This window comes from Labrys sp. 22185 (assembly GCF_052045555.1).
GTDB lineage: Bacteria > Pseudomonadota > Alphaproteobacteria > Rhizobiales > Labraceae > Labrys > Labrys neptuniae.
Map to the genome: position 1 here is coordinate 98,270 of NZ_JBQEPH010000013.1, position 24,443 is coordinate 122,712.

The window sequence follows — 24,443 nt, forward strand, 5'->3', positions numbered from 1 at the left end:
GTGATATAATGCTTGTGACGTCCCCCAGAACCGCTACGGTGCTTCTTGTCGGATGCCGGTGAAGCCAGAACGACCTTGAAGTCCCCTCAAGCCGAGGGGCAGGCGGCTTTCACCCGGTTTTGGGCTCGGCTCGAAGCCTATGAGTTCGACAAGCCCGACGATCTCATCCCCTTCACGGCAAAGCTGGCGGCCGAATGCGGCTGGAGCCGCGACAAGGCCCGCCGGGTCGCTTTCGAATATAAGCGCTTCGTCGCCATTGCCCTCTCAAGCAAGCATGGCGCCTGTCCCTCGCGAGCGGTGGACGAAGCCTGGCATCTGCATCTGCTCGACACCAGGCGCTATTGGGGCGAGTTCTGCAGTGAGGTGCTGCAGCGCAAGTTTCACCATGAGCCGAGCCGCGGCGGCATCGCGGAGGATTTGCGCTTCGACCGCCTCTACCGGCAGACGCTCGCCAACTATCGCCAGTTCTTCGGCGAGGAACCGCCGGCCGAGATCTGGCCGGACCCGGATGCGCCGGGTCTCGCCGTTTCGGCATCGTCGGGCAGGCAAGCCTTGCTGGCGCGCCTGCGAGCGCTCTTGAAGCGTGCCGTCAAGCCCCTGGCTTTCCTGGCCCTGCTGCCGGCGTTGCCGGGCTGCGCCGCCATCTACAACTCGTCGAGCCCCGGTGCCCTGCAAGGGCCGGGCTTCCTGGCGCTTTATGTCGTGCTTCTGGCTGGCGCCTTCGTGCTCAGCCGCGCTTTGCAGGACAGGGTGAACGGGCCAGCCATGCCTGGGGATGCTGGCGTTCTGCTCGGCCCGTATCATTTCGCCTATCTGGCCGGCGGTGCCAATCGGGTGCTCGAGACGGCGCTGACGCAGCTCTATCTCGACGGGACTTTCGCCATGCATTCGGACGAGGCAGTGCTGCTTCGCCCGGTCCCACAGCGAGCTCCTGCCGTGGAGCGCCTGATCGGTGACAAGCTGGCCGAGGGGCCGCTGCGAATCGGGCACACCAGCATCGACATAGCTGTCGAACCGATCCGGCAGGACCTGCTTGCCGCCGGCCTGGTGCCCGGGCCGGACGAATTGGCCCGGACACAGGAGATCCCTTTCCTGCTGTTCGGCCCGCTGCTTCTGCTCGCCCTCCTTCGCTTTTTCTTTGGCATCGCCAATGAGCGCCCGATCGCCCTGCTGGCCTTCTGCCTGGTGGCGACGCCATTCCTGATTGCAATCGCGGCGATGAGGCAGCCGCCGCGCACACCGGCCGGCGGAACGCTGCTTCGGCAGACCGAGGGGCGGCTCCAGGCGCGCGGCAAGCCGGCAGCCAATAGTCCGAGATTGACCGAATGGGTTGCCCTGCACGGCCATGCCGGGCTGGCCGGCCTCGGCCTCACGGCATTTTCGCTCTTCCTCGCCAACCAGCCGGCCTCGGCCGCTAAGCCTGGCGGAGGCGGCTCCTGCGGGGGCGGTTGCGGTGGCGGTGGAGGGGGCGGTTGCGGTGGTGGAGGCTGCGGCGGCTGAAGCGTCTTGCGAGTTGCTGGCATCACTTCGAATTGCGAAGACGCGTCGAAGCCTGGAAGTAAAGAAAAAGTGCGGTTTCGGAGAAACCGCACTTTGCCGTGGGGGAACGAAAGCCGGGTCGGTGCGCTCGCATCCCTCTCCCGGCCGGGAGAGGGATGGAGCAGGCACACTCTCAGTAGTTCGCGTCGGGAACGGCAGCCTTCTTGCGCTCGATGAACTCGCGCAGGGCCTCGTCCTTGCCGGGATCGATGGCGGGTGCCTCGTAATCGGCCAGCGTCTTCTTCCAGATCTTGTTGGCGCGCTGGGCGGCGTCCTGCTTGCCCTCGGCTTCCCACTGCTCCACCGAATTGTTGTCGGAAATGTTGGAGCGGTAGAAGGCGGTCTCGAAATTGGCCTGGGTGTGGGCGCAGCCGAGGAAGTGGCCGCCCGGCTCGACCTGGCGGAAGGCGTCCATGGCCTGGCCGTTCTCGGACATGTCGACGCCCTTGGCCAACACATGCATGGCGCCGAGCTGGTCGAAATCCATCACGAACTTCTCGTAGGAAGCCGAGAGGCCACCTTCGAGCCAGCCGGCCGAGTGCAGCATGAAGTTCACGCCGCCGAACATCGCCGGGATCAGCGTGTTGGCGCTCTCATAGGCGGCCTGGGCATCCGGGATCTTGGAGGCGCAGAGCGAGCCGCCGGAGCGGAAGGGCAGCTTCATGCGGCGGGCGAGCTGGCCGGCGCCATAGATGGCGAGCGCCGCTTCCGGCGTGCCGAAGGTCGGCGCGCCCGACTGCATCGAGAGGGTGGAGACGAAGGTGCCGAAGATGGCCGGCGCGCCGGGGCGGACCAGCTGCAGGAAGGAGACGCCGGCCAGTACCTCGGCCAGCACCTGGGTCAGCGTGCCGGCCACCGTCACCGGGCTCATGGCGCCGGAGAGGATGAAGGGCGTGATGATGCAGGCCTGGTTGTTCTGCGCGTAGACGTCGGCCGCGCCCAGCATGGTGTTGTCCCACACCATCGGCGAATTGGCGTTGATCAGGCTCGTACACACCGTGTTCTGCTGGATGAATTCCTCTCCGAACAGGATCTTGGCCATGTCGACCGTGTCCTGGGCGCGCTCGGGCGCGGTGACCGAGCCCATGAACGGCTTGTCGGAGAGGCGCATATGCGCATAGATCATCTCGAGATGGCGCTTGTTCACCGGCAGGTCGACCGGCTCGCACACCGTGCCGCCCGAATGGTGCACATAGGGATTGGCATAGGCCAGCTTCACGAAATTGCGGAAGTCCTCGATCGTGCCGTAGCGCCGGCCCTTGTCGAGGTCATGCACGAAGGGCGAGCCGTAATTGGGGGCGAACACCGTGTTGTTGCCGCCGATGACGACGTTGCGCTCGGAATTCCGGGCATGCTGGGTGTATTGCGAAGGCGCCGTCTGGATCAGCTTGCGGGCGAGGCCGCGGGGAAAGCGCACCCGCTCGCCCTTGATGTCGCAACCGGCGGCCTTGAGCAGTTCGAGCGCGCGCGGATATTCGCGGAACTCGATGCCGACCTCTTCCAGCAGCGTGTCGGCATTGTGCTCGATGATCTGCATCGCTTCTTCCGAGAGCACCTCGGTGAGCGGGATGTTGCGGCTGATATAGGGCACCGAGGTGCCGCCGCGCTGCACGCGGGCGGCCCGGCGGGCGTCGCGCCCGCGGCGCGAGGCGGACGGAGCTTCGGTATGCGTGGCGTTGTCGGCTGCGTCCGTCATGGCGTTCTCCCGAGAATTCTGGACCTGAGACTTGAATAGGGGAATGCGCCGCCCGCCTGCGGCTCAAGCGCGCCGCCGAATTGCCGGAAAGCGACGTGTGCGGCGGAGGCAGGATATTGAAGATGGCTGCGCGAGGGCCGGCGACCGCCGAGGACAGGCTGAAGCGTCATCGAAACCATATTGTCGCTGAAAGCTCGAATCCGGCAGCGGCAATGCTATGTTGCTCATCGTTCTTCAACGGCAAAGGGGGAGACGACGATGGAAGTTCTGCAGCGGTCCTGGCCCTGGTTCGTCATTCTCGGCGTGATCGCGGTGATCGGCGGTATTCTTGCGCTGATCCATCCGGGCTTCGCCTCGCTGGTGGTGGTGGTCTGGGCAGCCTGGGCCTTCATCGTGCTGGGCGTGGGGCAATTGGTGCATGCCACGGTGATCCGGGCCTGGGGCGGCTTCCTGATGACGGCGCTCATGGGCATTCTGGCGCTGTTGCTCGGGGCGTCCCTGCTGCTCAATCCCCTGGCCGGTGTGGTCTCCCTGACGGCTCTGCTGGGCGCGATGTTCCTGGTCTACGGGATTGCCAAGGTGGTCGTCGCCTTCAACATCCGCTCCTCCACCAACTGGACCTGGCTACTGCTGTCGGGCCTGATTTCGATTCTGCTGGCGGTCCTGATCTTCTCGGATTTCCAGCAATCGGCCTCCTCGCTGCTCGGTATCCTCCTTGGCGTCGAGCTGCTGTTCTACGGCTTCGCCTCGTTGATGACCGGCATGGCGCTACGCAGCAGGGTGGGCGGAAACCGCTGAGATTGCCAGGCGTGTCGTGACGGATCAGGTAACCGACAGTCTGGTCATCCTGCTGCATGGCGTGGCCGCCTTCGGCTACGATCTCGACCCATTGGCAAGCGTGCTGCGGCGCTCGCTGACCAAAACGGCCGTGGTCGCCCCCGATGCGCCCTTTGCCTATGAGCAGGGGCCGGGCCGGCAATGGTACAGCCTGGAGGGCGTCACGCCGGAAAACCGGCTGGCCCGCATCGCGGCGGCGCGGCCGGCCTTCGATGCGCTGATCGGCTCGCTCGTTGCCGCACACGGATTGGCTGGCCGGCTGGACCGCGTCGCCCTGGTCGGCTTCTCGCAAGGCGCGACCCTGGCCTTCGATGCCGTGGCCCGCGGACGCTGGCCTGTCGGAGCGCTGGCGCTGCTCTCAGGCCGCTTCGTCACGCCCGCTCCTTTTCTACCGGCCCATGCCACGCCGGTGTTGCTGGTGCATGGCAGCGCCGACGGGGCGGTGCCATCGGAGGAAACCCGGCGGGCGGCCGGGATGCTTCAGGGAGCAGGCATGATGGTGCAGAGTCACATCCTGCGCGGCGTCGGCCACACCATCTCGCCGACCGGGATGAAGCTGACCCGTCGCTTCCTGCGGGAAAGGCTGGGCGAGGCCGGTGTGTAAAGGTAGGAAAGAGCAAGGTTCGGCTTGTTTCTATAGGCTGAGATAAACATGAAGTATAATGGCGTTGAATATGGGTATGTCCTCGGAAGCGATCTCGTTCGCGACGGAATGTATGTTGAAGTCAGCGGTATTCAGAATGAGGTGCCGGCTATTCTTGAAATTTTCTACTCGGATGCCACTCATGCGATGACTGTGTCTTTGTACATGATGGATATTCCGCTGGAGGTCATAGAATGGGCTATTGCCGTTGCTAAAGAGCGGCTACCCACTTCTACGATGTTAGATAGCTAAGCACCTTGCTGCCGCCTTGCGATAGCAAGTGACGATCCTGTCGGTTGGGCCTCGCGTATAAAAATTCCGCAGGGATGTCACAGACCTGAATCCCGGATCGTCATGGCCTCGGTACCAACAAGGAGACCGACCATGACCGCCAAGCTCAATCCCCTCGCTGCCGCTCCCGCCCTGATGAAGGAGTGGCAGCGCGTTTCCTCCATCATTGCTGCCAATATCGATCCAGGCCTGTGCGAACTCGTCGAGATTCGCGCCTCCCAGATCAATGGCTGCGCCAATTGCCTCAACATGCACACGGTATTCGCCCGCGAAAACGGGGAGACGGAGCAGCGCGTCTATTTGCTGCCAGCCTGGCGCGACGCGCCCTGCTACACCGATCGCGAGCGGGCCGCTCTCGGCTGGACCGAAGCCCTGACAAGGCTTTGCGAGGGGCATGCGCATGAAGCGGCCTATGAGGCCCTGAAGGTGCATTTCAGTGAGGAGGAGCGCGTCAAGCTCACCTTGCTGATCAATGTCATCAATGGCTGGAACCGCATCGCGGTCGGTTTCGGCGGCTGGGTCGATCCGGCCGTGGTGAAATCCGCCAGGGTGGCCGCCTAGCTGCGGAGGCAAAGAGATGGGCGCGGCGAGCGTTTCGGTTCGTTGCGTCCTAAACCGCAATCGACCTCCGCAGCATTTGAGAAGCCATGCCGCACCGGTCGTTCACGACATGCCTCTACAGCGTCAGACCCGATTTCGGATTCGGGTCTGACGCTGTAGGCTGTTGTTGCCGCCTTGTTTTTATCTTAGATCGGCGCTCACTTTTCGCTGCGATGCCCCAGGATGTTGATGCAGGCGGCAAATCCCATGATGAAAGCGGCTATCCGGCGAGGTGCCTTCCTGCCTTCGGCAAAGCTGCGATATCCCGGCCTGGAGCGCTGGCGACCGCTCTTGGCGAAAACCACCCTGTTGGCGATCGTCGGAGCATGCTGGGTTCAATCGGTCTGCGCCGATCAGCCGCCGCAGAGGACCATGATCTGTCGCGAGGGCGGCAATGCCATGGAGTTCGTCCTTGATGGCAAAGGCACCGCAAAGCTGAAAAAAACCACAGGCCTCGCCCTTCTGCTCTTTCCGGATCTGCGCGAAGAGGATTGGACGGTCAAGGTCGTGCTGGAGCAAGGTGTATATGGGCTGCAAGTCGCCAATTCCCGCGGTGCACTGCTTTCGATCCCCTCCATCGCAGCGAAGACGATTGGGCGGATGACGTGGAACCACCCCGAAAACTCGAAGGTGGACCTTCTCTGCGATATCAACGTCATACGGTGATCGGCCCGATAGCGGTGCTGCCGGAAGCGTATTCCGGGTATGGCTAGGTTCCATTCGCGGGAACTTGCCCCGAATCCGCTGTCTTTCTACAAGAAGGCCTCTCTCCCACGGTTTTGGACATGCCAGAGCTTTCTTTTTCGCGCGCAGGCGCCTTCCGTCACGGCGGCTTCGCGCGCTATTGGCTGGCGCGTTTCCTCGGCAGTTTCTCGGCCCAGATCATGAGCGTTTCGGTCGGCTGGCAGGTCTATGACCTCACGCGCGATCCGTTCGATCTCGGCATTGTCGGCCTGGCGCAGTTCCTGCCAGCCTTCCTCCTGGTGCTGGTCACCGGCGCAGTGGCCGATCGCTTCAACCGCGTCAGGATCATGGCGCTCTGCCTTGCAGGCGAGGCATTGTGCGCCCTGGCCTTGATGCTGTTCGGTCTGTGGGGCAGCCAGACGGCCGTGCCGATCTTCGTCACGCTGGTGGTGTTCGGCACGCTCAGGGCCTTTTTCGGCCCGGCCCAGCAGTCGCTGATGCCCAATCTGGTGCCGGCGGAGGATTTGGCCAGCGCCATCGCCTGGAGCACCTCGTCCTGGCAGATCGCCACGGTGATCGGCCCGGTCGCGGGTGGCCTGCTCTACGGCCTGTCGGCCAATATCGCCTATGGCACGGCGCTGGTGCTGCTCGGCTTCGCTGCCCTGCTCACCATCACCATCGCGCCACCGCCGCAATTGAAGGCGGTGAAGGAAAAGCCGAGCTTCGAAACGCTGGTAGCGGGCTTCCGCTATATCTGGCACGAGAAGATCGTGCTCGGCGCCATCTCGCTCGATCTCTTCGCCATGCTGCTCGGTGGCGCCACGGCGCTGCTGCCGGTCTATGCCCGCGACATCCTCGATGTCGGACCCTGGGGGCTCGGCATGCTCCGGGCGGCGCCTGGTGTTGGCGCCATCGTGGTCGCTGCGATCCTGCTGCGCCATCCGATCAGGGATCATGCCGGCGTGATCATGTTCGTTTGCGTGGCGCTGGTCGGTGCCTCGATTGCTTTATTCGGCGCTTCGACGGCAGTCTGGCTCTCCATCCTGGCGTTCGCACTCTTCGGTGGGCTCGACATGGTCAGCGTCTATGTGCGCGAGACCCTGATCCAGCTCTGGACCCCCGATGCGGTGCGCGGCCGGGTGAACGCGGTCAACCAGGTCTTCGTCGGCGCCTCCAACGAACTCGGGGAGTTCCGCGCCGGCATCTCGGCCGGGCTGATCGGCGCGGTGCCGGCCGTCATTTTCGGCGGTGTCGCTACCATCGCCGTGGCCGGCCTGTGGTGGTACTGGTTCCCCGAACTGCGCAAGGTCCGGCACCTGAGCGGGCGGGTGTGATCGGGGGAGGTCCGAAGATCAGCCCCCTACAGCACCGCCTCGATCAGCCTCGGCCCGCGCTGTCCCATCGCCGCCTTGAAGGCGGCGGCAAGGGCGGCATGGCTTTCCGCCCGTACCGCCTCCACGCCCATGCCCTCGGCAAGCTTCACCCAATCGAGATCGGGATTGCCGATGTCGAACATCGATTGACCCCTGGGACCGATACGGCCGAGGCCGACGCCCGCCACCTCGTCCATCAGCACCTTGTAGGCCCGGTTGGCGTAGATCACCGTGGTGACATCGAGCTTTTCGCGCGCCTGCGTCCACAGCGACTGCAGCGTGTACATGGCGCTGCCGTCGGCCTGCAGCGACACCACCTTGCGGTCGGGGCAGGCGATGGCGGCGCCGGTGGCCACCGGCATGCCGTCGCCGATCGCCCCGCCCGAGAGTTGCAGGCTGTCATGGGGGGCGGCCGTCTCGTTGAGCGGGTAGAAGGGAAAGCCCGAGGAGATCGTCTCGTCGGAAATGATGGCGTTCTCCGGCAGGAAATGGCCGGCGATGCGCATGATACCCTCCGCCGTGACAGGACCATCGGCAGGCAAGGCAGGCGGGGCGTGCGCGGAGGCCTTGCCGGGGGTGGTGGCGCCGATCGCCTCGGCGAGGGCCTCGAGGGCGCCAGTGCCGTCCTCGTGTGGAAAGGCGAGGACGAGAGGCCGGCAGCCGGGCGGCGTCAATTCACTCGGCTGTCCCGGATAGGCGAAGAAGGCGATCGGTGCCTGCGCCCCGACCAGGATCAGGGTCTGGGTGCCCTCGAGGAATTCGAGGGCGGGGCCGGGGCGGTAGGGCAGCCTTTCCACGCGAATGCGCCCCGCGCCGCGTTCGACGCGCGGCACGAAGGTGTCGCAGATCAGCCGCGCTCCGGTCTTGGCGGCGATACGGCCGGCGGCTGTGAGTGCACGGCCGCGCAGGGCCTCGCCGCGCAGGAGGAAGGCGACGGGGCCGCCAGCCTTGAGGGCCGCCACCGATTGTGCCACGGCGCTGTCGGACACGGGCGCGGGACCGAGGACGGGCAGCGGCGCGGCCGGCCTGTCGGCAGCGAGCCAGGCGGTGTCGGCCGGCAGGATCAGGCTGGCGATCTGGCCGGGCGCGTTGCGGGCGGCCTGCACGGCACGGGCAGCATCGGCGGCGACGCTGCGGGCGTTGGGCGAGGAATGCACCCAATGCGAGACCGGGCGGGCAAAGGCGGCGACATCCGAGGTCAACGGCGCATCGAACCCCTGATGCGCCGAGGCATGGTCGCCGATGATGTTGACCATCGGCACCGGCACCTTGCGGGCATTGTGGAGATTGGCCAGGCCATTGGCCAGGCCCGGGCCGAGATGCAGCAATGTCGCGGCCGGCTTGCCGGTCATGCGGGCATAGCCATCCGCCGCGCCGGTGACCACGCCCTCGAACAGGCCGAGCACCGGCCGCATGCCCTCGATACGGTCGAGCGCGCCGACGAAGTGCATTTCCGACGTGCCGGGATTGGCAAAGCAGACCTCGACGCCGCTAGCGACCAGCGTGCGCACCAGGCTTTCGGCGCCGTTCATGCTGTTGGTGGCGGGGAGGGGCTGATGCATCGCTGATAACCGCGGGCTGAGGTGGGCTGGAACCGTTCACCCTTAGGCGCAAACGGTGCGAGACCTCAAGCGGGATGGTGTGGCGCTTGTCTGGTTTTCAGCCACAATCCTTGGCGATCAGCGGCGAGAAGGCCCAGCCATGGACGCCCTTGCTGAAGCCATCCTGTTCCAGGCGCGAATCGCCGCGCCACCGGGTGACCTCGACCCATTTGCCTTGCCGGCCCTGGCCATATTGCACCTCGTCCTCGGGCTTCATGCGGGCGATCAGGCGATGCTGCGGGCCGGGGCCGGCCCGCAAGGCGACGAAGCCATCCGGCGTCTTGCGCAGATGGCACAGTTCCATGGCGGAGCCTGCGGCCGGCCAGAGACAAGCGAGGCAGACGGCGAGCAGCGGGGGACGGAGGGAGCGGTTCATGGCGGGGTCCGATGCGTGGATGCCCGACCAAGCCACAGGCAGCGGGATACCGCCGTGACGGCGCGCACAGGGCGAGATCCTTCCTTCTCCCCTTGCGGGAGAAGGTGCCGGCAGGCGGATGAGGGGTTTCGCAACCTATCTAGGTCGTGCTTGCGAGTGAGCATCAGAAAAGCCAGGTCATAAGACCCCTCATCCGGCGCTTCGCGCCACCTTCTCCCGCAAGGGGAGAAGGGAATAGCTCGGCTGGCGATCAGCCTCGGCGACAGGATTTCCCTCGACGTCGTTTTCTGGCCATGTCCCGGCCCATATGCGACATCGTTCCGGCGCGTCTTCTATAGAGCTAGTCGGCAACGGGATGGCATCGGTGCCGCGTCCTGCGGTGATGGTCGCACGGGTTTGCGAGATGGTCGCACCCAGGCAGCAACCGCGGCGGCGAAGGCGCTAAGGTCCCCCGCAACGCATCCGGAGTCGCAGGCAAATGGCAGTGTTTCCAAAAAAGGCGAAGGTCGTCATCGTCGGGTTGGGCGGGATCGTCGGCGCATCGATCGCCCATCATTTGATCGAGCGGGGCTGGGACGACATCGTCGGCATCGACAAGTCGGGCATCCCGACCGATATCGGCTCGACCGCCCACGCCTCCGACTTCTGCTATGCCACCAGCCATGACTTCCTGTCCTGCTGGACCACGCTCTATTCCATCGATTTCTACGAGAAGATGGGCCATTACGCCCGCGTCGGCGGCCTTGAAGTGGCGCGTGTGGGCGACGATGCCCGCATGGACGAGATCAAGCGCAAGGTCGCTTCCGGCAAGGCCTTCGGCACCCGCGCCCGCTTGATCGAGCCGGCCGAGATCAAGGAAAAGTTCCCGCTGATCGAGGAGCATCTGGTGCAGGGCGGCCTGTGGGATCCGGATGCCGGCCTCGTCATCCCGCGCTCGCAGACGGTGGCGGGCAAGCTCGTCGACCAGGGCGAGGCCGCCGGCAAGCTCCAGGCCTTTGCCAACACGCCGGCCCAGTCGCTCATCATCGAGAACGGCCGCATCAAGGGCGTGGTCACCAGCCGTGGCACCATCGAGGCCGATCATGTCGTGGTTTGTGCCGGCCTGTGGGGCCGCCTGATCGCCGAGATGGCGGGCGAGGACCTGCCGGTGATGCCGGTCGACCATCCGCTGACCTTTTTCGGGCCCTATAACGAGTTCGCCGGCACCGGCAAGGAGATCGGCTGGCCACTGATGCGCGACCAGGGCAACTCCGCCTATATGCGCGACACCGGCGATCCGACTACCGCCGAAGGCGGCCAGATCGAGTGGGGCTATTACGAGGAAACCAATCCGCGCTTGTGTCATCCGCGCGAGCTGCTGGAAAAGCACGAGGCTCGCCTGTCGCCTTCGCAGCGCGACCTCGACATGGAGCAGATCATAGGGCCGCTCGAACGCGCCATGGAGCTGACGCCGATCCTCGGCGAACTCGGCTACAATGAGGGTCATTCCTTCAACGGCTTGTTGCAGGTCACCACCGATGGCGGCCCCTCGATGGGCGAAAGCCAGAAGGTGCGGGGCCTGTGGTACGCCGTCGCCATCTGGGTCAAGGACGGCCCCGGCATGGGCAAGCTGATTGCCGACTGGATGACCGACGGTCGCACGCCGATCGACCACAACAAGATCGACTATGCCCGCTTCTCCCCGCATATGCTGGAGGAAGGCTTCATCGAGGGGCGTTGCGGCGAGGCGGCCCGCAAGATCTACAATCCGGCCGTGCATCCGCGCGAGCCCTATGACACCGGCCGCAACATCCGGCGCTCGCCCTTCTACGAGCGTGAGAAGGAGCTCGGCGGTTATTTCATGGAGCTCGGCGGCTGGGAACGCGCCCATGGCTACGCCGCCAACGAACATCTGCTCGAAAAATACGGCAACCGCGTGCCGGTGCGCGAGAACGAGTGGGACAATCGCCATTTCTGGCGCGTCTCCAATGCCGAACAGCTCGCCATGAGCGAGGATTGCGGCATCATCAACCTCTCGCACTTCGCCATGATCGACGTCGAGGGCCCCGACCATGTCGCGCTGATGGAATGGGTCTGCGCCGCCAAGATCGGCGGTGACGCCAATGTCGGCAAGGGCATCTACACCCATTTCCTCGACGAGGACGGCATGGTGCGCGCCGACCTCACCGTGTTCCGCATGGCCGACCGCTGCCGTGTGGTCGACGGCGCCGATGCCGGCCCGCGCGATCTCAACTATCTGCGCCGCGTCGCCCAGGATAAGGGCTTCGATGTCACCGTCACCGATACATCCGAGAAATACGTCACCATCGGCATCTGGGGCCCGAATGCCCGCGTCAACCTCAAGAAGGTGGTGGAGAATCCGGCCGGCCTCGATCCGGAGAATTTCCCCTTCGCCGCGATCAAGCCGCTCCGCATCGGCGGCAAGGACGTTTCCGCCTTCCGCATTTCCTATGTCGGCGAGCAGGGCTGGGAACTGCATATGCGCTACGAGGACGGCCTTGCCGTCTGGGATGCGCTGCGCTCCACCGGCGTGATGGCGGTCGGCGTCGAGACCTACGCCAATTCCCGCCGCATGGAAAAGAGCCTGCGCCTGCAGAATGCCGAGCTCAACACCGAGTACAATCTGATCGAAACCGACCTCCAGCGCCCGAAGGTCAAGGAGGCCGATTTCTGCGGCAAGGCCAAGCATCTGGAGCACCGCGCCCGCGCCCACCAGCCGGCCATGCTCTGCACGCTGGTGATCACCGACAATGTCGATGCCAAGGGTGTCGCACGCTATCCCGTCGGCATCCTGCCGGTGATGGACCCCGAGACCGGCGAGACGCTGGTCGACGAACTCGGCCGCCGGTCCTATACCTATTCGATCGCCTATGGCCCGACCATCGGCAAGAACATCGCGCTCGCCTATCTGCCGCACGCCTATGCGCAGGAAGGCCGCAAGTTCCAGGTCGAATATTTCGGCGAGACCTATCCGGTCGAGGTGGCCGGCGTCGGCTACAAGCCGCTCTACGACCCCGAGAACACCAAGCCGCGGAGCTGAAGCAGATTTCCCCTTCCTCCTTCCAAGGGAGGGGGAGCCCCCGAGTTCTCCACGTCACAATTGCCCGCTCTTGTTGACGTTTGGGGCCGGCACGCGGAAGTAAGGGATCTCAATCCCCAGCCCTCTTCCGGTGTGGGAGAGGGAGCCCGCCATGCCCAAGAAACCGATAGCCAAACCCATCGCCAAGAAGAAGATCGAGCGCTTTCCCGAGCCGCCCAGCATGCCGCCCGAGACCTCCGTCATTGCCATCGGCGATATCCACGGGCGGCTCGATCTGCTGGAGCCGCTGCTCGTGCGTATCGAGAGGCGTGCCTCGCTGCTTCCGGGCCTCAGGCATATCGTGGTCAGCGTCGGCGATCTCATCGACCGCGGCCCCGATTCCGCCGGGGTGATCGAGCGTCTGATGAATGGCGTGCGGGGCTGCGAACTCGTTGTGCTGCTCGGCAATCACGAGGACGCCCTGCTCGGCTTTCTCGATGACAAGCCGATCGGCGACGCCTGGCGCAGCTTCTTCGGGGCCGATGCCTTCCTGCAAAGCTACGGCATTGCCAGCCGGCAGAACTACAAGGTCGAGAAGACGCCGGACCGCCTGCGCCAGGACATGCTTGCGGCCATACCGCAGACCCATCTCGATTTCTTGCGTGCCCTGCCCACCTCCTACGGCATCGGCGACTATTTCTTCGCCCATGCCGGTGTGCGCCCCGGCGTGCCGCTGGCCGAGCAGGACGATCGCGATCTCGTCTGGATCCGCGAGGAATTCCTGCATTCCAAGCAGCGTTTCGAGAAGAAGATCGTCCACGGCCACACACCTGTGCGCAAGCCGGACTTCAACCGCAATCGCATCAATCTGGACACCAAGGCCTATGCCTCGGGCATCCTGACGGCCGTGCGGTTCGAGGGCATCGAGGCCGTGGTGTTCTGACCTCCTTGGAGCGCGGACTTCCAGTCCGCTTCTTCTTATTTGCTAGCGCTGTGTTTCCGAGAGCGGACAAGATGCCCGCGCTTCCGGCCCCTTGCAGCCCGGCCCGCGCCCCCCTTATTGTGTCGCATGGAGGGAGCGCATCATGGGGCCATTCCATCTGCCCGCTATCCCCGACGATGTCAGCGTCATCGCCTTCGGCGACGTGCATGGCTGTTACGACAAGCTGGAGATTCTGCTCGAGCAGATCGAGGAACGCCTGGCCTCCATGCCCGAGCGGCGGCACATCGTCGTCTCCGTCGGCGATCTCGTCGATCGCGGCCCGGACTCGGCCCGGGTGGTCGAACGGCTTTCGGCCGGCTTGCCGGGCTGCGAACTCGTGGTGCTCAAGGGCAACCACGAGGCCATGATGCTGGAATTCATCCGCGGCGGCGAGGACGCCGAGGCCTGGCTGCACAATGGCGGCCTGCGCACACTGGCGAGCTATGGCATCGATCTGGAGCGGACCCTGGCCGAGGGCCCGACGCTTCATGGCTTGCGCCGCGCCTTTCTCGACGCGATACCGGAACATCATCTCGCCTTCCTGGCAAAGATGCCGCTCAGCTATGGCTGCGGCGATTATTTCTTCGTGCATGCCGGCGTTCGCCCGGGCCGTCCGCCCGACCGGCAGGACGAGGAGGACCTCTTGTGGATCCGCAACGAGTTTCTCGACTGGGACGGTGATTTCGGCAAGCGCATCGTGCACGGCCATACGCCGGTCGATATCGCCACCTTTCGGCACAACCGCATCAATCTCGACACCGGCGCTTGTTTTGGCGGCCCGCTGACCGCGGTGCTGCTGGAAGGGACGGAGGCGACGATTTTCTGAGGCGCCTCCGTCGCTTCGCCTGTTGAAACCTCTGGTCAAAAGCTGCCGATTGCTTGCCCCAGCCGGGCGCAACTGCGAGTCTCCGCACCAGATAGCAGCTTTGCCACCAGGAGAAACCGATCGTGCCGCCAGAGACCGGCAACCTCGTCACCGCCGACCTGATCGCCGTGCTCGTGGCGGTCACCGCGGGACGGCCGCGGGTGATGACGGTGCGCGAGGGCAGGGGGCTGCCTTCGGGGCCTTTCGAAGCCGGACATCGCTCGCTGCAAACGGGGCTGCGCGCCTGGGTCGAGGGGCAGACCGGCCATCCGCTCGGCTATGTCGAGCAGCTCTATACCTTCGCCGACAAGGACCGCGACGCCGAGGGCCTGCAGCGGGCGATCTCGATCTCCTATCTCGGCCTGACGCGGGAAAATGCCGCCGGAAGCGAAGAGACCGGTTGGCGCGACTGGTACGAGTTTTTCCCCTGGGAGGACCATCGTTCCGGCCTGCCGGCCTTCTTCCAGGCCGGGATCGTCGCTCCTCTCAACGCCTGGGCCGGGGGGGGCGAGACTGCGGGCCTGCGTGAGATCCGGTCACAGCGGGTCGCCATCACCTTCGGGCTGGCGGGCTTTGCCTGGAACGAGGAACTCGTGCTGCAGCGCTACGAGTTGCTCTACGAGGCCGGGCTGGTGCCGGAAGCGGCGACTGGTGATGCCCAGACGGTGCCGGGGCGCCCGATGCTCGCCGATCATCGCCGCATCCTCGCCACCGGCATTGCGCGACTGAGAGCCAAGATCAAATATCGTCCCGTGGTGTTCGAGTTGCTGCCGGCCACCTTCACCCTGCTGCAACTCCAGCGCAGTGTCGAGGCCCTGGCCGGGCGGCTGGTGCACAAGCAGAATTTTCGTCGCCTGATCGAGCAGCAGGAACTGGTGGAGGAAACCGGCGAAATCGCCGCCGAGACTCTCGGCCGTCCGGCCAAGCTGTTCCGCTTCCGCCAGGCCGTGCTCGCCGAACGTGTTGCCGCCGGCACCAAACTCCCACTGGCGCGGGGGTAGGGGCTCGCCTCCCCGAGTTTGGCACGGTTCCCTTCTCCCCTTGCGGGTGTCGTCAACTCCCTTGAGTTGACTAGAGGTGTCCCGCAGGGGCGGATGGGGGGTCTCGCACTCCGTCCAGAAACGACGCTTCGAGCGAGCGCCAAGGCTGGCAAGGTCGAGAGACCCCTCATCCGGCGTTTCACGCCACCTTCTCCCGCAAGGGGAGAAGGGAGTCGCGGTGTGCACTCTCGATTTTGCTCCGACCTCTTATGCTCCAAGTGAACATAATTCGCTTGACATTGCATATGCTCAGATTAAGCATATGCCCTATATATGCTCAATGGGAGTATAAATATGGGCCTCGATACTGCCGTCCTCACCCGCACCGCGCCGCTCTATGAGCGGGTCAGGCGTGTCATTCCGGCGATGGAATGGCCTGTCTTCGCCGACGACGTCGACGCCATCCTGGCGCTGAAGCGCGAGCGCAACGCCGTCATCCTGGCGCACAACTACCAGACGCCGGAGATCTTCCACTGCGTCGCCGACGTGGTGGGCGACAGCCTGGCGCTCGCCCGCAGGGCTGTCGATACCGAGGCCGACATCATCGTGCTGGCGGGCGTGCATTTCATGGCCGAGACCGCCAAGCTGCTCAATCCCGACAAGACGGTGCTGATCCCCGATCTCGGCGCCGGCTGCTCGCTGGCCGATTCGATCACGCCGGAAGATGTGCGCCTGATGCGGGCGAGCTATCCGGGCGTGCCCATCGTCACCTATGTCAACACCTCGGCAGCCGTGAAGGCCGAATCCGACGTCTGCTGCACCTCGGGCAATGCCAGGCGCATCGTCGAGAAGCTCGGCGTGCCCCGCGTGATCATGCTTCCCGACGAATATCTTGCCCGCAACATCGCCGCCGAGACCGATGTCGAAATCATCGCCTGGAAGGGCCATTGCGAGGTGCATGAGCGCTTTTCGCCGGCCGAAGTGCGCCAGCTCCGGGAAGACCATCCGGGCGTTGTCGTGCTCGCCCATCCCGAATGCCCGCCGGAAGTGGTGGCGGAAGCCGATTTCTCCGGCTCGACCGCGCTGATGTCCGACTATGTCGCCGAGCACAGGCCCGCCCGCGTGGTGCTGCTGACCGAATGCTCGATGAGCGACAATGTGGCCGTGCAGCACCCCACCGTCGATTTCGTGCGCCCCTGCAATCTCTGCCCGCATATGAAGCGCATCACGCTCGCCAATATCCGCAAGGCGTTGGAGACCGGTCAGCACGAAGTCACCATCGATCCCGCCGTGGCGGTCGCCGCGCGCCGGGCCGTCGAAAGGATGCTCGAGCTATGACCGATCATCCCCAGCTCTATCGCGACCGGCCGGTGGTGGTCGGGGCCGGCCTCGCCGGACTGATGACGGCGCTTTCGCTTGCGTCCGAGCCGGTGGTGCTGCTCTCCCATGCACCGCTCGGTGCGGAGACTTCGACCGGCTGGGCGCAGGGCGGACTTGCCGCGAGCCTGGCCGATGACGACACGCCCAGCCTCCACCTCGACGACACGCTGGCCGCCGGGGCCGGCCTGGTGGATGCGGTCGCTGCCCGCGCCATCCTGGAGGCGGCCCCCGAGGCGGTGCGCCGGCTCGCCGCACTCGGTGTCGTCTTCGACAGGAATGGCGAAGGCTTCCAGCTCGGCCTCGAAGCCGCCCATGGCCGCCGCCGCATCGCGCATGCCGATGGCGACGCCACCGGGCGGGAGATCGTACGGGCCCTGGCTGCCGCCGTGCACAGGACGCCGGCGATCACCGTGCTGGAGGGCGTCGAGGCACGGCGCCTGATCGTCGAGGACGGCGCCGTTGCCGGCATCGTCTGCGTCGGCCCGAACGGCGAGGCGATGACGATTCCGACCGCCCGCGTGGTGCTGGCCACCGGGGGCATCGGTGGCCTCTTCTGCGACAGTACAAATCCCCGGGGCAGCCAGGGGCAGGGGCTCGCTTTGGCCGCTCGCGCCGGCGCCTTGCTCTCCAACCTCGAATTCGTGCAGTTCCATCCGACGGCGCTCGATACCGCGGCGCGGCCGATGGCGCTGGTCAGCGAGGCCGTGCGAGGCGAGGGCGCCGTGCTGATCGACGAGACCGGCGAACGCTTCCTTCGCCACCTGCCGGGCGCCGAGCTCGCCCCGCGCGACGAAGTCGCCCGCGGCATCTGGCAGCATCTGGTTGCGGGCCACCGCGTCTATCTCGATGCCCGCCATCAACCCGGCGCGGGGTTCGCGCGCCGTTTTCCCGGTATCGACCGGCTCTGCCGGGACGCGGGCTTCGATCCTGCCTTGCAGCCGCTGCCAGTGCGCCCGGCCCAGCACTACCACATGGGCGGCATCGCAGTGGACGCACAGGGCCGAAGTTCGGTGCCGGGGCTGTGGGCCTGCGGCGAAGCGGCCTGCACCGGTCTGCACGGCGCCAATCGCCTGGCCAGCAATTCCCTGGCGGAGGCCGCCGTCTGTGCCGCCTGGGTCGCCGACAGCGTGACGAGTACACCGGCCGCCAGCCGTGGGTTTGGGGCGATGGCAACCGCCCCCCATGCCTCGGACCTGCGCACCGCCGACACTGAGCCCACGCGCACGATCCTGTCGCGCGCGCTCGGCGTGGTGAGGGATCGTGTCGGGCTGGAGGCGGCGATCGCGCAGCTCCTGCCGCTGGCCACCGGCACCCGGCCTGCCTCGGGGCCGGCTTTGGTCGGCCTGATGCTGGCCGTCTCCGCCCTCAATCGCCAGGAAAGCCGGGGGGCGCATTGCCGGGCGGATTTTCCTTCGAGTCTGCCGCAGGCGACGCCTTCGCTGTTATCGCTCGACGAAGCCCTCGCTGCAGCCCGCGAGGTCACCCTCTCCCTTCCTTTTGCCGAAAGCGCCTGACATGTCCCTTTCTCCCCTCTCGCCCCTGCTGTTCGAGCCGATCGTCCGCGCGGCCCTGGTCGAGGATCTCGGCCGGGCCGGCGACCTCACCACCGATGCCATCGTGCCCGCCGATCTCAAGGCGACCACCGTGCTGGCGGCGCGCCAGGACGGCGTGGTCGCCGGCCTCGACATCGCCGCAGCCACTTTCCGCCTGCTCGACCCCTCCGCCGTGATCGCGGTGGAGCGTGGCGACGGAGCCAGAGTGTCGCCGGGGTCGACCATCGCCACCGTCACCGGCTCCGCCCGGGCTTTGCTGACGGGCGAGCGCACGGCGCTCAACATCCTCTGCCGTCTCAGCGGCATCGCCAGTGCCACCGCCTCGGTGGTGGAGGCGATCAAGGGACACAAGGCTACGATCGTCTGCACCCGCAAGACCACACCGGGGCTGCGTGCCCTGGAGAAATATGCGGTCAGGGCCGGCGGCGGCGGCAATCACCGCTTCGGGCTCGACGATGCCATCCTGATCAAGGACAACCATGTCGCCATCGCCGGCGGCATCCGTCCGGCGTTCGAACGGGCCAAGGCCGCAGCGGGTCACATGGTCAAGATCGAGCTGGAGGTCGATACGCTGGCCCAGCTCGAGGAGGCGCTGGCCGTCGGCGTCGATGCCGTGCTGCTTGACAATATGAGCCCCGCGCAATTGCGCGAAGCGGTAGCCATGGTCGGCGGGCGGGCGCTTACCGAGGCCTCTGGTCGGGTCACGGCAGCAACCGCGCCGGCGATCGCGGCCTCCGGCGTCGATCTCATCTCCGTGGGCTGGCTCACCCACAGCGCGCCGATCCTCGACATTGGCCTGGACTATCGGGCCTGAGCGGCCTGGCCGCATTGCCGCATCCCCTTGCTGCCGGATGCGCGGCTGTTATGCTGCCGCCATGCAGAATCGTACGGTACCCTTTCCCATCCCGCCGCGCGCGCCGGCGGGGACGACCATCATTGCCTTCGGCGACGTCCACGGCCATCTCTCCCTGATGGAGGAGATCCTGGCCAAGGCGCAAGCCCGGGCCCGGGCCAAGCCGGACCGGCGCCACATCGTCATCAGCCTCGGCGATCTCGTCGATCGCGGCCCGGACTCCCGCGGTGTCGTGGCCCGGCTGATGGGGGACCTGCCGGGTTGCGAGCTCCATGTGCTCAGGGGCAATCACGAAACCTTGCTGATGTCCTTCCTGGCCGGGGACCCCGACGCCGATGTCTGGCTCAAATGGGGCGGCATGGCGACTGTCGGCAGCTATGGCGTCGACATCGAGGGAGCCGACCCGCATTCGAAGCGGGATGTCGAGCGTATCAGGGCCGAGTTCCGCGCCAGGATGCTGCCCGACCATTTCGACTTCATGCGTACGCGACCTTTGAGTCTTACCTTCGGTGACTATTTTTTCGTGCATGCCGGCGTGCGGCCGGACGTGCCGCTGGCCAAGCAGAAGGAATATGACCTGATCTGGATCCGCGACGAGTTCCTGCCGTCGGGCCAGCTCTTCGAGAAGAAGATCGTGCATGGGCACACCTCGGTGGAGGAGCCGGATTTCCGCACCAACCGCATCAATCTCGACACCGGCGCCTGCTATGGCGGCAAGCTGACGGCGGCGATCTTCGAGGATGACGTAGCCGAGGTGTTCGCCTCCATCCCCGCGCCGCCCGGTACGCATTTTCCCTGAGCGGGTCGGGGAGCTGACGGGCAGCGCGACTTCGACGATCAGACCTGACTCGACAGCGTCAAACACCCTGAAAGATGCGCCATGCAGAGCCTTCCGCCCTCAATGCGTGACCAGCCACTCCATCGGGTGGTCTTCGTTGCGGGGGGCGTAGAGTGGCGGCACCGGGTTAGGGATCTCTTCGAAGCGCGGCTTGACGCCGAGCAGCGGCCCGACACGTTCCAGGATCTTGCCGGTGGTGACACCGGCATTCCAGGCGGCCGATGAATAGCCATAGGTCTCGGGCAGGCCCTTGGGCTCGTCATAGAGCACGAGCACCAGGTATTTCGGCTTGTCGAAGGGAAACACCGCCATGAAGGTGGTGAAGTTGAGCTTCTTCGAATAGCGCCCGTTGATGACCTTTTCGGCCGTACCGGTCTTGGCGCCGACGCCGAGGCCGGGAACATTGGCCTTCTTGCCGGAGCCGTCGGTGGCGTTGAGGCGCATGATGTAGCGCATCACGTCCGAGGTGTGTTTCTTCAGGACCAGCTTGGATCCCGCCAGGGCATCGCTTTCGCTGCGCGCCAGGAATGTCGGCCTCATCAGATGGCCGCCATTCATCATCGCTCCCACCGCCATCATTGCCTGCAGCGGCGCCACGGCCATGCCGTGGCCGAAGGCGATGGTAATGGTGTTGATCTCGCTCCAGCGCCTGGGCAGGATCGGCATGGCATTCTCGGGCAATTCCGTGATCAGCCGCGTGGTCTGGCCCATCATCTTGAGAAAGGCCTTGTGGGCATCGACGCCGAGGGCGAGGGCCATTTTGGCCGAGCCGATATTGGACGAATAGGTGAACACCTCCGGCAGGCTCAGCATGCGCCGGCGGGCATGGTCGTCGTGGATGGTGAAACGGCCATATTTGAGCGTGGTACGGGCATCGAGCATGGAGGCTGTGGTGAACTTGCCCGATTCGATGGCCATGGCGGAGGTCAGGGCCTTGAAGGTCGAACCCATCTCGAACACGCCGACATTGATGCGGTTGATCCGGTTGGGATCGAGCGCTTCGGCGGGGTTGTTGGGATCGAAATCGGGCAGGGACACCAGCGAGATCATCTCGCCGGTATTGACGTCCATGATGGCGCCGGCCGCCGCCTTGGCCTGGTAGTGCTCCATCCCGGCGACGAGTTCATCGCGCATCACCGCCTGGGCCCTCAGATCGATCGACAGGCGGACCGGCTTGAGGTCATGCGGGTCCGAGGCATAGCCGAGCGCCTGCAATTCGGAGAGGCCACGCTTTCTGTCGATATAGCGCTCGATGCCGGCGATGCCCTGATTGTCGATGTTCACGGCGCCCAGCACATGGCTCACCGTCGGCCCGTTGGGGTAGATGCGCTTGGCCTCGTTGAGGAAGCCGATGCCCGGCAGGCCGAGCGCGTAGATGCGGTTGCGTTGCTCGGGCGTGATCTCACGCTTGAGCCAGATGAAGCCCTTGCCCGAGGAGAGTTTCGCTCTCAGGTCGCGCGCGTCGAATTCGGGCATCTGGGCGGTGAGCAGTTCGGTCGCCTCGTCGACATCGATGATCTTCCTGGGCTCGGCATAGAGCGAGGGCACCTGCACGTCGGTCGCCAGGATCTTTCCGTTGCGGTCGAGAATGTCAGGGCGGGATGCCGCCAACTGGTCGGCCGCCGAGCGGCGCGCGTCATATTGCTCGTCCGGCGCGATGCCGAACTGCACCAGCCGGGCCAGGATCGCCACATAGATGCAGACGAACCCTACCACGATGAGCGTAATGCGCCCGGCGCTCTTCTGCAGCTTGGTGGGGGCTATCGGTCGCCGCCTGCGCCTTTCGGCCGGCATGGTGGGCTCGCTCGCCCGGGTGTCACGAGGCGGACTATCGATCGCAAGGGACGGATGGCCCGCTATTGCCTCTTGGTCCTGATCTGCCTCGTCGACGGTGGGCGTCTGCATCGCCGCTTTCCCCCAATGCCTTGCAGGCAGCCGCGATCCGTCCGGGCCAGGACCCGACGGTTCGTGCTGCATCTCGATCTGACGTTGACGACACGGGGCGCCCGTGGATTTCGCCCGCTATCCAAAATGGAGTTGGTGTCTAAAAATGGTTCGCTCTATTCATGGAATAGCAATAAAGCCGCTGAAAATGCAGGTAAAGAGTATCAATTCATTAACAATTCGTACGGTTATCGAGGTCTTAACGTAGAGGTAAAAGCTGGCGCCAGCCTGTGTTTAGTGGGGGTAAGTATCAGACATCGGCCAAGCGGGTCTCGTATTGCCGTGCCTGGGCTTGATCTGCTCATTCGCCGTTCAGGTATTTTCCGCTCGCGAAGGGCCGGCGGGCCCGGCAATGACCAGGTCGCGCCGGCTCAGGCGGCCTGGCCTGGATGGCTTTCCACGGGGTGCAACAGGTCGCGGATCATGCCGCGGGCGATTTCCTCTTCGCCCATCAGGATCACATCGGCCCCGAGCCCCTTGAGATAGTCGACGGCCTCTTCGCTGTGAGCCCGGGCGAGAATGCGGATGGACGGGTTGAGCTTGCGGGCCTGTTCCACCAGATGGCCGGCTTCGAAGGCGTCGGGAATGGCGACGACCAGCCATTTCGCGCCGGCCAGATTCTGCAGTTCCAGCGTCTCGTAGTCGCCGGCCGGCCCGGAATAAACCTCGATGCCCGCGGCTTTGAGCTTTTCGACCTCGTTCTGCGATTCTTCGATCACCACCAACGGTATACCGGACTCATGCAGGGCCTTGGCCACTCGGCTGCCGACGCGGCCATGGCCGACCAGGATGGCGTGCTCGCTGAGCTTGGTCGGCTGGACGACCTCGATGTCGTCCTCTTCAGGCAAAGGTGCGGGAGCGGCTTCCGCCACGGGCCCGCCCGGCTGGGCCTCGGGCTGAGCCGGCGCCTCGGGCTCGGCCTCCGGTCTGGTCTCAGCTTTAGGTGCCGCGGCCGGCTGGCGTTCGGGGCGCAAGACGAAACGGTCCAGCGCCATGAACAGGATCGGGTTGATCACGATGGAGATGAGCGCGCCCGCCACCACCAGATCGCGTGCCGTACCCGGGATGATCTGCAGCTTGACGCCGAGCACCGCCAGGATGAACGAGAACTCGCCGATCTGGGCCAGGCTCGCGGAGATGGTCAGGGCCACGCCCTTGGAATAGCCGAAGCCGCGCACGATCAGGAAGGCGGCGATCGACTTGCCGACCACAATGATCAGGAAGGTGGCGAGCACGGCAAGCGGATGCTGGAGCAGGATCGCCGGGTTGAACAGCATGCCCACCGAGACGAAGAACAGCACCGCGAAGGCGTCGCGCAGCGGCAGCGTCTCATTGGCGGCCTGCTTGCTGAGCGGCGATTCGGCCAGCACCATGCCGGCGAAGAAGGCGCCCAGCGCGAAGGAGACGCCGAAGAGCACGGCGGCGCCATAGGCGACCCCCAGCGAAATCGCCAGCACGGCTAGGCGGAAGAGCTCACGCGAGCCGGTATGGGCGACGAAATGCAGGACCCAGGGGATGACCTTGCGCCCGACCACCAGCATCAGCGCCACGAAGGCGGCGACCTTGACGGCGGTGACCATCAGGGTGGCTGCGATCGAATTGAGGCCGAGATTGGCGGCAAGGCCGGAGGGGGCGACCTCACCCGGTGCATGGCCGCCGAGTAGGCCGGCCAGAGGGGGAATCAGCACCAGGGTGATCACCATCACCAGATCTTCGACGATCAGCCAGCCGACGGCGATGCGCCCGCGTTCGGTCTCGATCAGCTTGCGCTCCTGCATGGCGCGCAGCAGCACCACGGTACTGGCAACCGAGAGGGCGAGGCCGAAGACCAGGCCCGTGCCGAGCCCCCAGCCCATGATCCAGGCAAAGCCCATGCCGAGCAGTGTCGCCACCGCGATCTGACCCAGCGCCCCGGGAATGGCGATGGCGCGGACGGAAAGCAGGTCTTTCAGCGAAAAATGCAGGCCAACGCCGAACATCAGCAGGATGACGCCGAGTTCGGCCAGTTCGTTGGCGAGATTCTGGTCGGCTACGAAACCGGGCGTGAAGGGGCCGATCACCACACCGCCGAGCAGATAGGCCACGATCGGCGACAGCCGCAATCGCTGCGCGACGAGCGCGAAGATGAATGCCAGTCCCAAACCCGCCACGATCGTTGCAATCAACGGTGTCTCGTGCGGCATGGAACCTCCCTTCGCGGTCGTAACGAGCCTTCGACGTGCTTACAGCACCCCAGATCTGTTTGATGATTGCCTTGCGGCCGCTTCACCATAGGAGAGTTCCGTAGTGAGCGCTCGTTAACAATCGGAAAGGTCGCCATCAAACCATGCCGAAAGCGCGGAATGAAGCTGTCGCGACGCGTAAAGCATGCCCCGGTGGATGAAGCCGA

Annotated in this window: 20 protein-coding genes; 15 read left to right on the plus strand and 5 right to left on the minus strand. The window is 65.2% G+C overall.

Annotated features, from left to right (window positions below; translation table 11 throughout):
- Positions 1-75 precede the first annotated feature (75 nt).
- Positions 76-1,500: a TIGR04222 domain-containing membrane protein gene (locus ACTJKX_RS23135; protein WP_440726656.1), complete on the plus strand. Its 1,425-nt coding sequence runs from the start codon at positions 76-78 to the stop codon at positions 1,498-1,500.
- Positions 1,501-1,672: 172 nt separating this feature from the next.
- Here ACTJKX_RS23135 and ACTJKX_RS23140 read toward each other — a convergent pair whose 3' ends face one another.
- The gene (locus tag ACTJKX_RS23140) at positions 1,673-3,235 is read right to left on the minus strand and encodes a trimethylamine methyltransferase family protein (RefSeq protein WP_440726657.1); all 1,563 of its coding nucleotides are present in this window, start codon (positions 3,233-3,235) and stop codon (positions 1,673-1,675) included.
- A 258-nt stretch (positions 3,236-3,493) separates the two neighbouring features.
- On the opposite strand from ACTJKX_RS23140, the gene ACTJKX_RS23145 reads away from it, so the two are divergent.
- The 6 genes from ACTJKX_RS23145 to ACTJKX_RS23170 all read left to right on the plus strand — a co-directional run bounded on the left by ACTJKX_RS23145 (position 3,494) and on the right by ACTJKX_RS23170 (position 7,624).
- Positions 3,494-4,033 carry an HdeD family acid-resistance protein gene (locus ACTJKX_RS23145; protein ID WP_367625927.1) on the plus strand — a complete coding sequence of 180 codons (540 nt, stop codon included), beginning with the start codon at positions 3,494-3,496 and terminating at the stop codon, positions 4,031-4,033.
- A 16-nt stretch (positions 4,034-4,049) separates the two neighbouring features.
- On the plus strand, positions 4,050-4,676 hold the full coding sequence (locus ACTJKX_RS23150; protein ID WP_440726658.1) for an alpha/beta hydrolase: 627 nt from the start codon (positions 4,050-4,052) through the stop codon (positions 4,674-4,676).
- Positions 4,677-4,724: 48 nt separating this feature from the next.
- Positions 4,725-4,967: a hypothetical protein gene (locus ACTJKX_RS23155; RefSeq protein ID WP_440726659.1), complete on the plus strand. Its 243-nt coding sequence runs from the start codon at positions 4,725-4,727 to the stop codon at positions 4,965-4,967.
- Between the two features lie 132 nt (positions 4,968-5,099).
- Positions 5,100-5,567 carry a carboxymuconolactone decarboxylase family protein gene (locus ACTJKX_RS23160; RefSeq protein WP_311935912.1) on the plus strand — a complete coding sequence of 156 codons (468 nt, stop codon included), beginning with the start codon at positions 5,100-5,102 and terminating at the stop codon, positions 5,565-5,567.
- 222 nt (positions 5,568-5,789) lie between these two features.
- Positions 5,790-6,272, plus strand: coding sequence for a hypothetical protein (locus ACTJKX_RS23165; protein ID WP_394312349.1), 483 nt, complete (start codon positions 5,790-5,792; stop codon positions 6,270-6,272).
- 119 nt (positions 6,273-6,391) lie between these two features.
- Positions 6,392-7,624: an MFS transporter gene (locus ACTJKX_RS23170; protein WP_394312347.1), complete on the plus strand. Its 1,233-nt coding sequence runs from the start codon at positions 6,392-6,394 to the stop codon at positions 7,622-7,624.
- A gap of 26 nt (positions 7,625-7,650) precedes the next feature.
- Here ACTJKX_RS23170 and ACTJKX_RS23175 read toward each other — a convergent pair whose 3' ends face one another.
- Together ACTJKX_RS23175 and ACTJKX_RS23180 are read right to left on the minus strand one after the other, a co-directional pair.
- Positions 7,651-9,225, minus strand: coding sequence for an acetolactate synthase large subunit (locus ACTJKX_RS23175; protein ID WP_440726660.1), 1,575 nt, complete (start codon positions 9,223-9,225; stop codon positions 7,651-7,653).
- A 97-nt stretch (positions 9,226-9,322) separates the two neighbouring features.
- On the minus strand, positions 9,323-9,640 hold the full coding sequence (locus tag ACTJKX_RS23180; RefSeq protein WP_440726661.1) for a hypothetical protein: 318 nt from the start codon (positions 9,638-9,640) through the stop codon (positions 9,323-9,325).
- 478 nt (positions 9,641-10,118) lie between these two features.
- On the opposite strand from ACTJKX_RS23180, the gene ACTJKX_RS23185 reads away from it, so the two are divergent.
- The 8 genes from ACTJKX_RS23185 (at position 10,119) to ACTJKX_RS23220 (ending at position 20,071) form a co-directional block, all read left to right on the plus strand.
- Positions 10,119-12,680 (plus strand): GcvT family protein, encoded by a 2,562-nt coding sequence (locus ACTJKX_RS23185; RefSeq protein ID WP_394312344.1) that lies wholly within the window; start codon positions 10,119-10,121, stop codon positions 12,678-12,680.
- A 151-nt stretch (positions 12,681-12,831) separates the two neighbouring features.
- A complete protein-coding gene (locus ACTJKX_RS23190; protein WP_440726662.1) occupies positions 12,832-13,602 on the plus strand; it encodes a metallophosphoesterase in 771 nt (256 codons plus the stop codon).
- Between the two features lie 142 nt (positions 13,603-13,744).
- A complete protein-coding gene (locus tag ACTJKX_RS23195) occupies positions 13,745-14,467 on the plus strand; it encodes a metallophosphoesterase (RefSeq protein WP_440726663.1) in 723 nt (240 codons plus the stop codon).
- 122 nt (positions 14,468-14,589) lie between these two features.
- A complete protein-coding gene (locus ACTJKX_RS23200; protein ID WP_394312339.1) occupies positions 14,590-15,507 on the plus strand; it encodes an NUDIX hydrolase in 918 nt (305 codons plus the stop codon).
- Between the two features lie 333 nt (positions 15,508-15,840).
- Positions 15,841-16,824: a quinolinate synthase NadA gene (gene nadA, locus ACTJKX_RS23205; RefSeq protein ID WP_440726664.1), complete on the plus strand. Its 984-nt coding sequence runs from the start codon at positions 15,841-15,843 to the stop codon at positions 16,822-16,824.
- Positions 16,821-18,380, plus strand: a complete 1,560-nt coding sequence (locus ACTJKX_RS23210) for an L-aspartate oxidase (RefSeq protein WP_440726665.1) — start codon at positions 16,821-16,823, stop codon at positions 18,378-18,380. Before nadA ends, ACTJKX_RS23210 begins: the two co-directional genes overlap by 4 nt.
- 1 nt (position 18,381) lies before the next feature.
- The gene (gene nadC, locus ACTJKX_RS23215; protein ID WP_440726666.1) at positions 18,382-19,233 is read left to right on the plus strand and encodes a carboxylating nicotinate-nucleotide diphosphorylase; all 852 of its coding nucleotides are present in this window, start codon (positions 18,382-18,384) and stop codon (positions 19,231-19,233) included.
- Between the two features lie 61 nt (positions 19,234-19,294).
- Positions 19,295-20,071 carry a metallophosphoesterase family protein gene (locus ACTJKX_RS23220; RefSeq protein ID WP_440726667.1) on the plus strand — a complete coding sequence of 259 codons (777 nt, stop codon included), beginning with the start codon at positions 19,295-19,297 and terminating at the stop codon, positions 20,069-20,071.
- Between the two features lie 99 nt (positions 20,072-20,170).
- Here ACTJKX_RS23220 and ACTJKX_RS23225 read toward each other — a convergent pair whose 3' ends face one another.
- Entirely contained in the window at positions 20,171-22,015 is a 1,845-nt protein-coding gene (locus ACTJKX_RS23225; RefSeq protein ID WP_376717639.1) for a peptidoglycan D,D-transpeptidase FtsI family protein, read from the minus strand.
- Between the two features lie 410 nt (positions 22,016-22,425).
- Positions 22,426-24,237 (minus strand): cation:proton antiporter domain-containing protein, encoded by a 1,812-nt coding sequence (locus tag ACTJKX_RS23230; protein WP_394312329.1) that lies wholly within the window; start codon positions 24,235-24,237, stop codon positions 22,426-22,428.
- Positions 24,238-24,443: the final 206 nt, after the last annotated feature.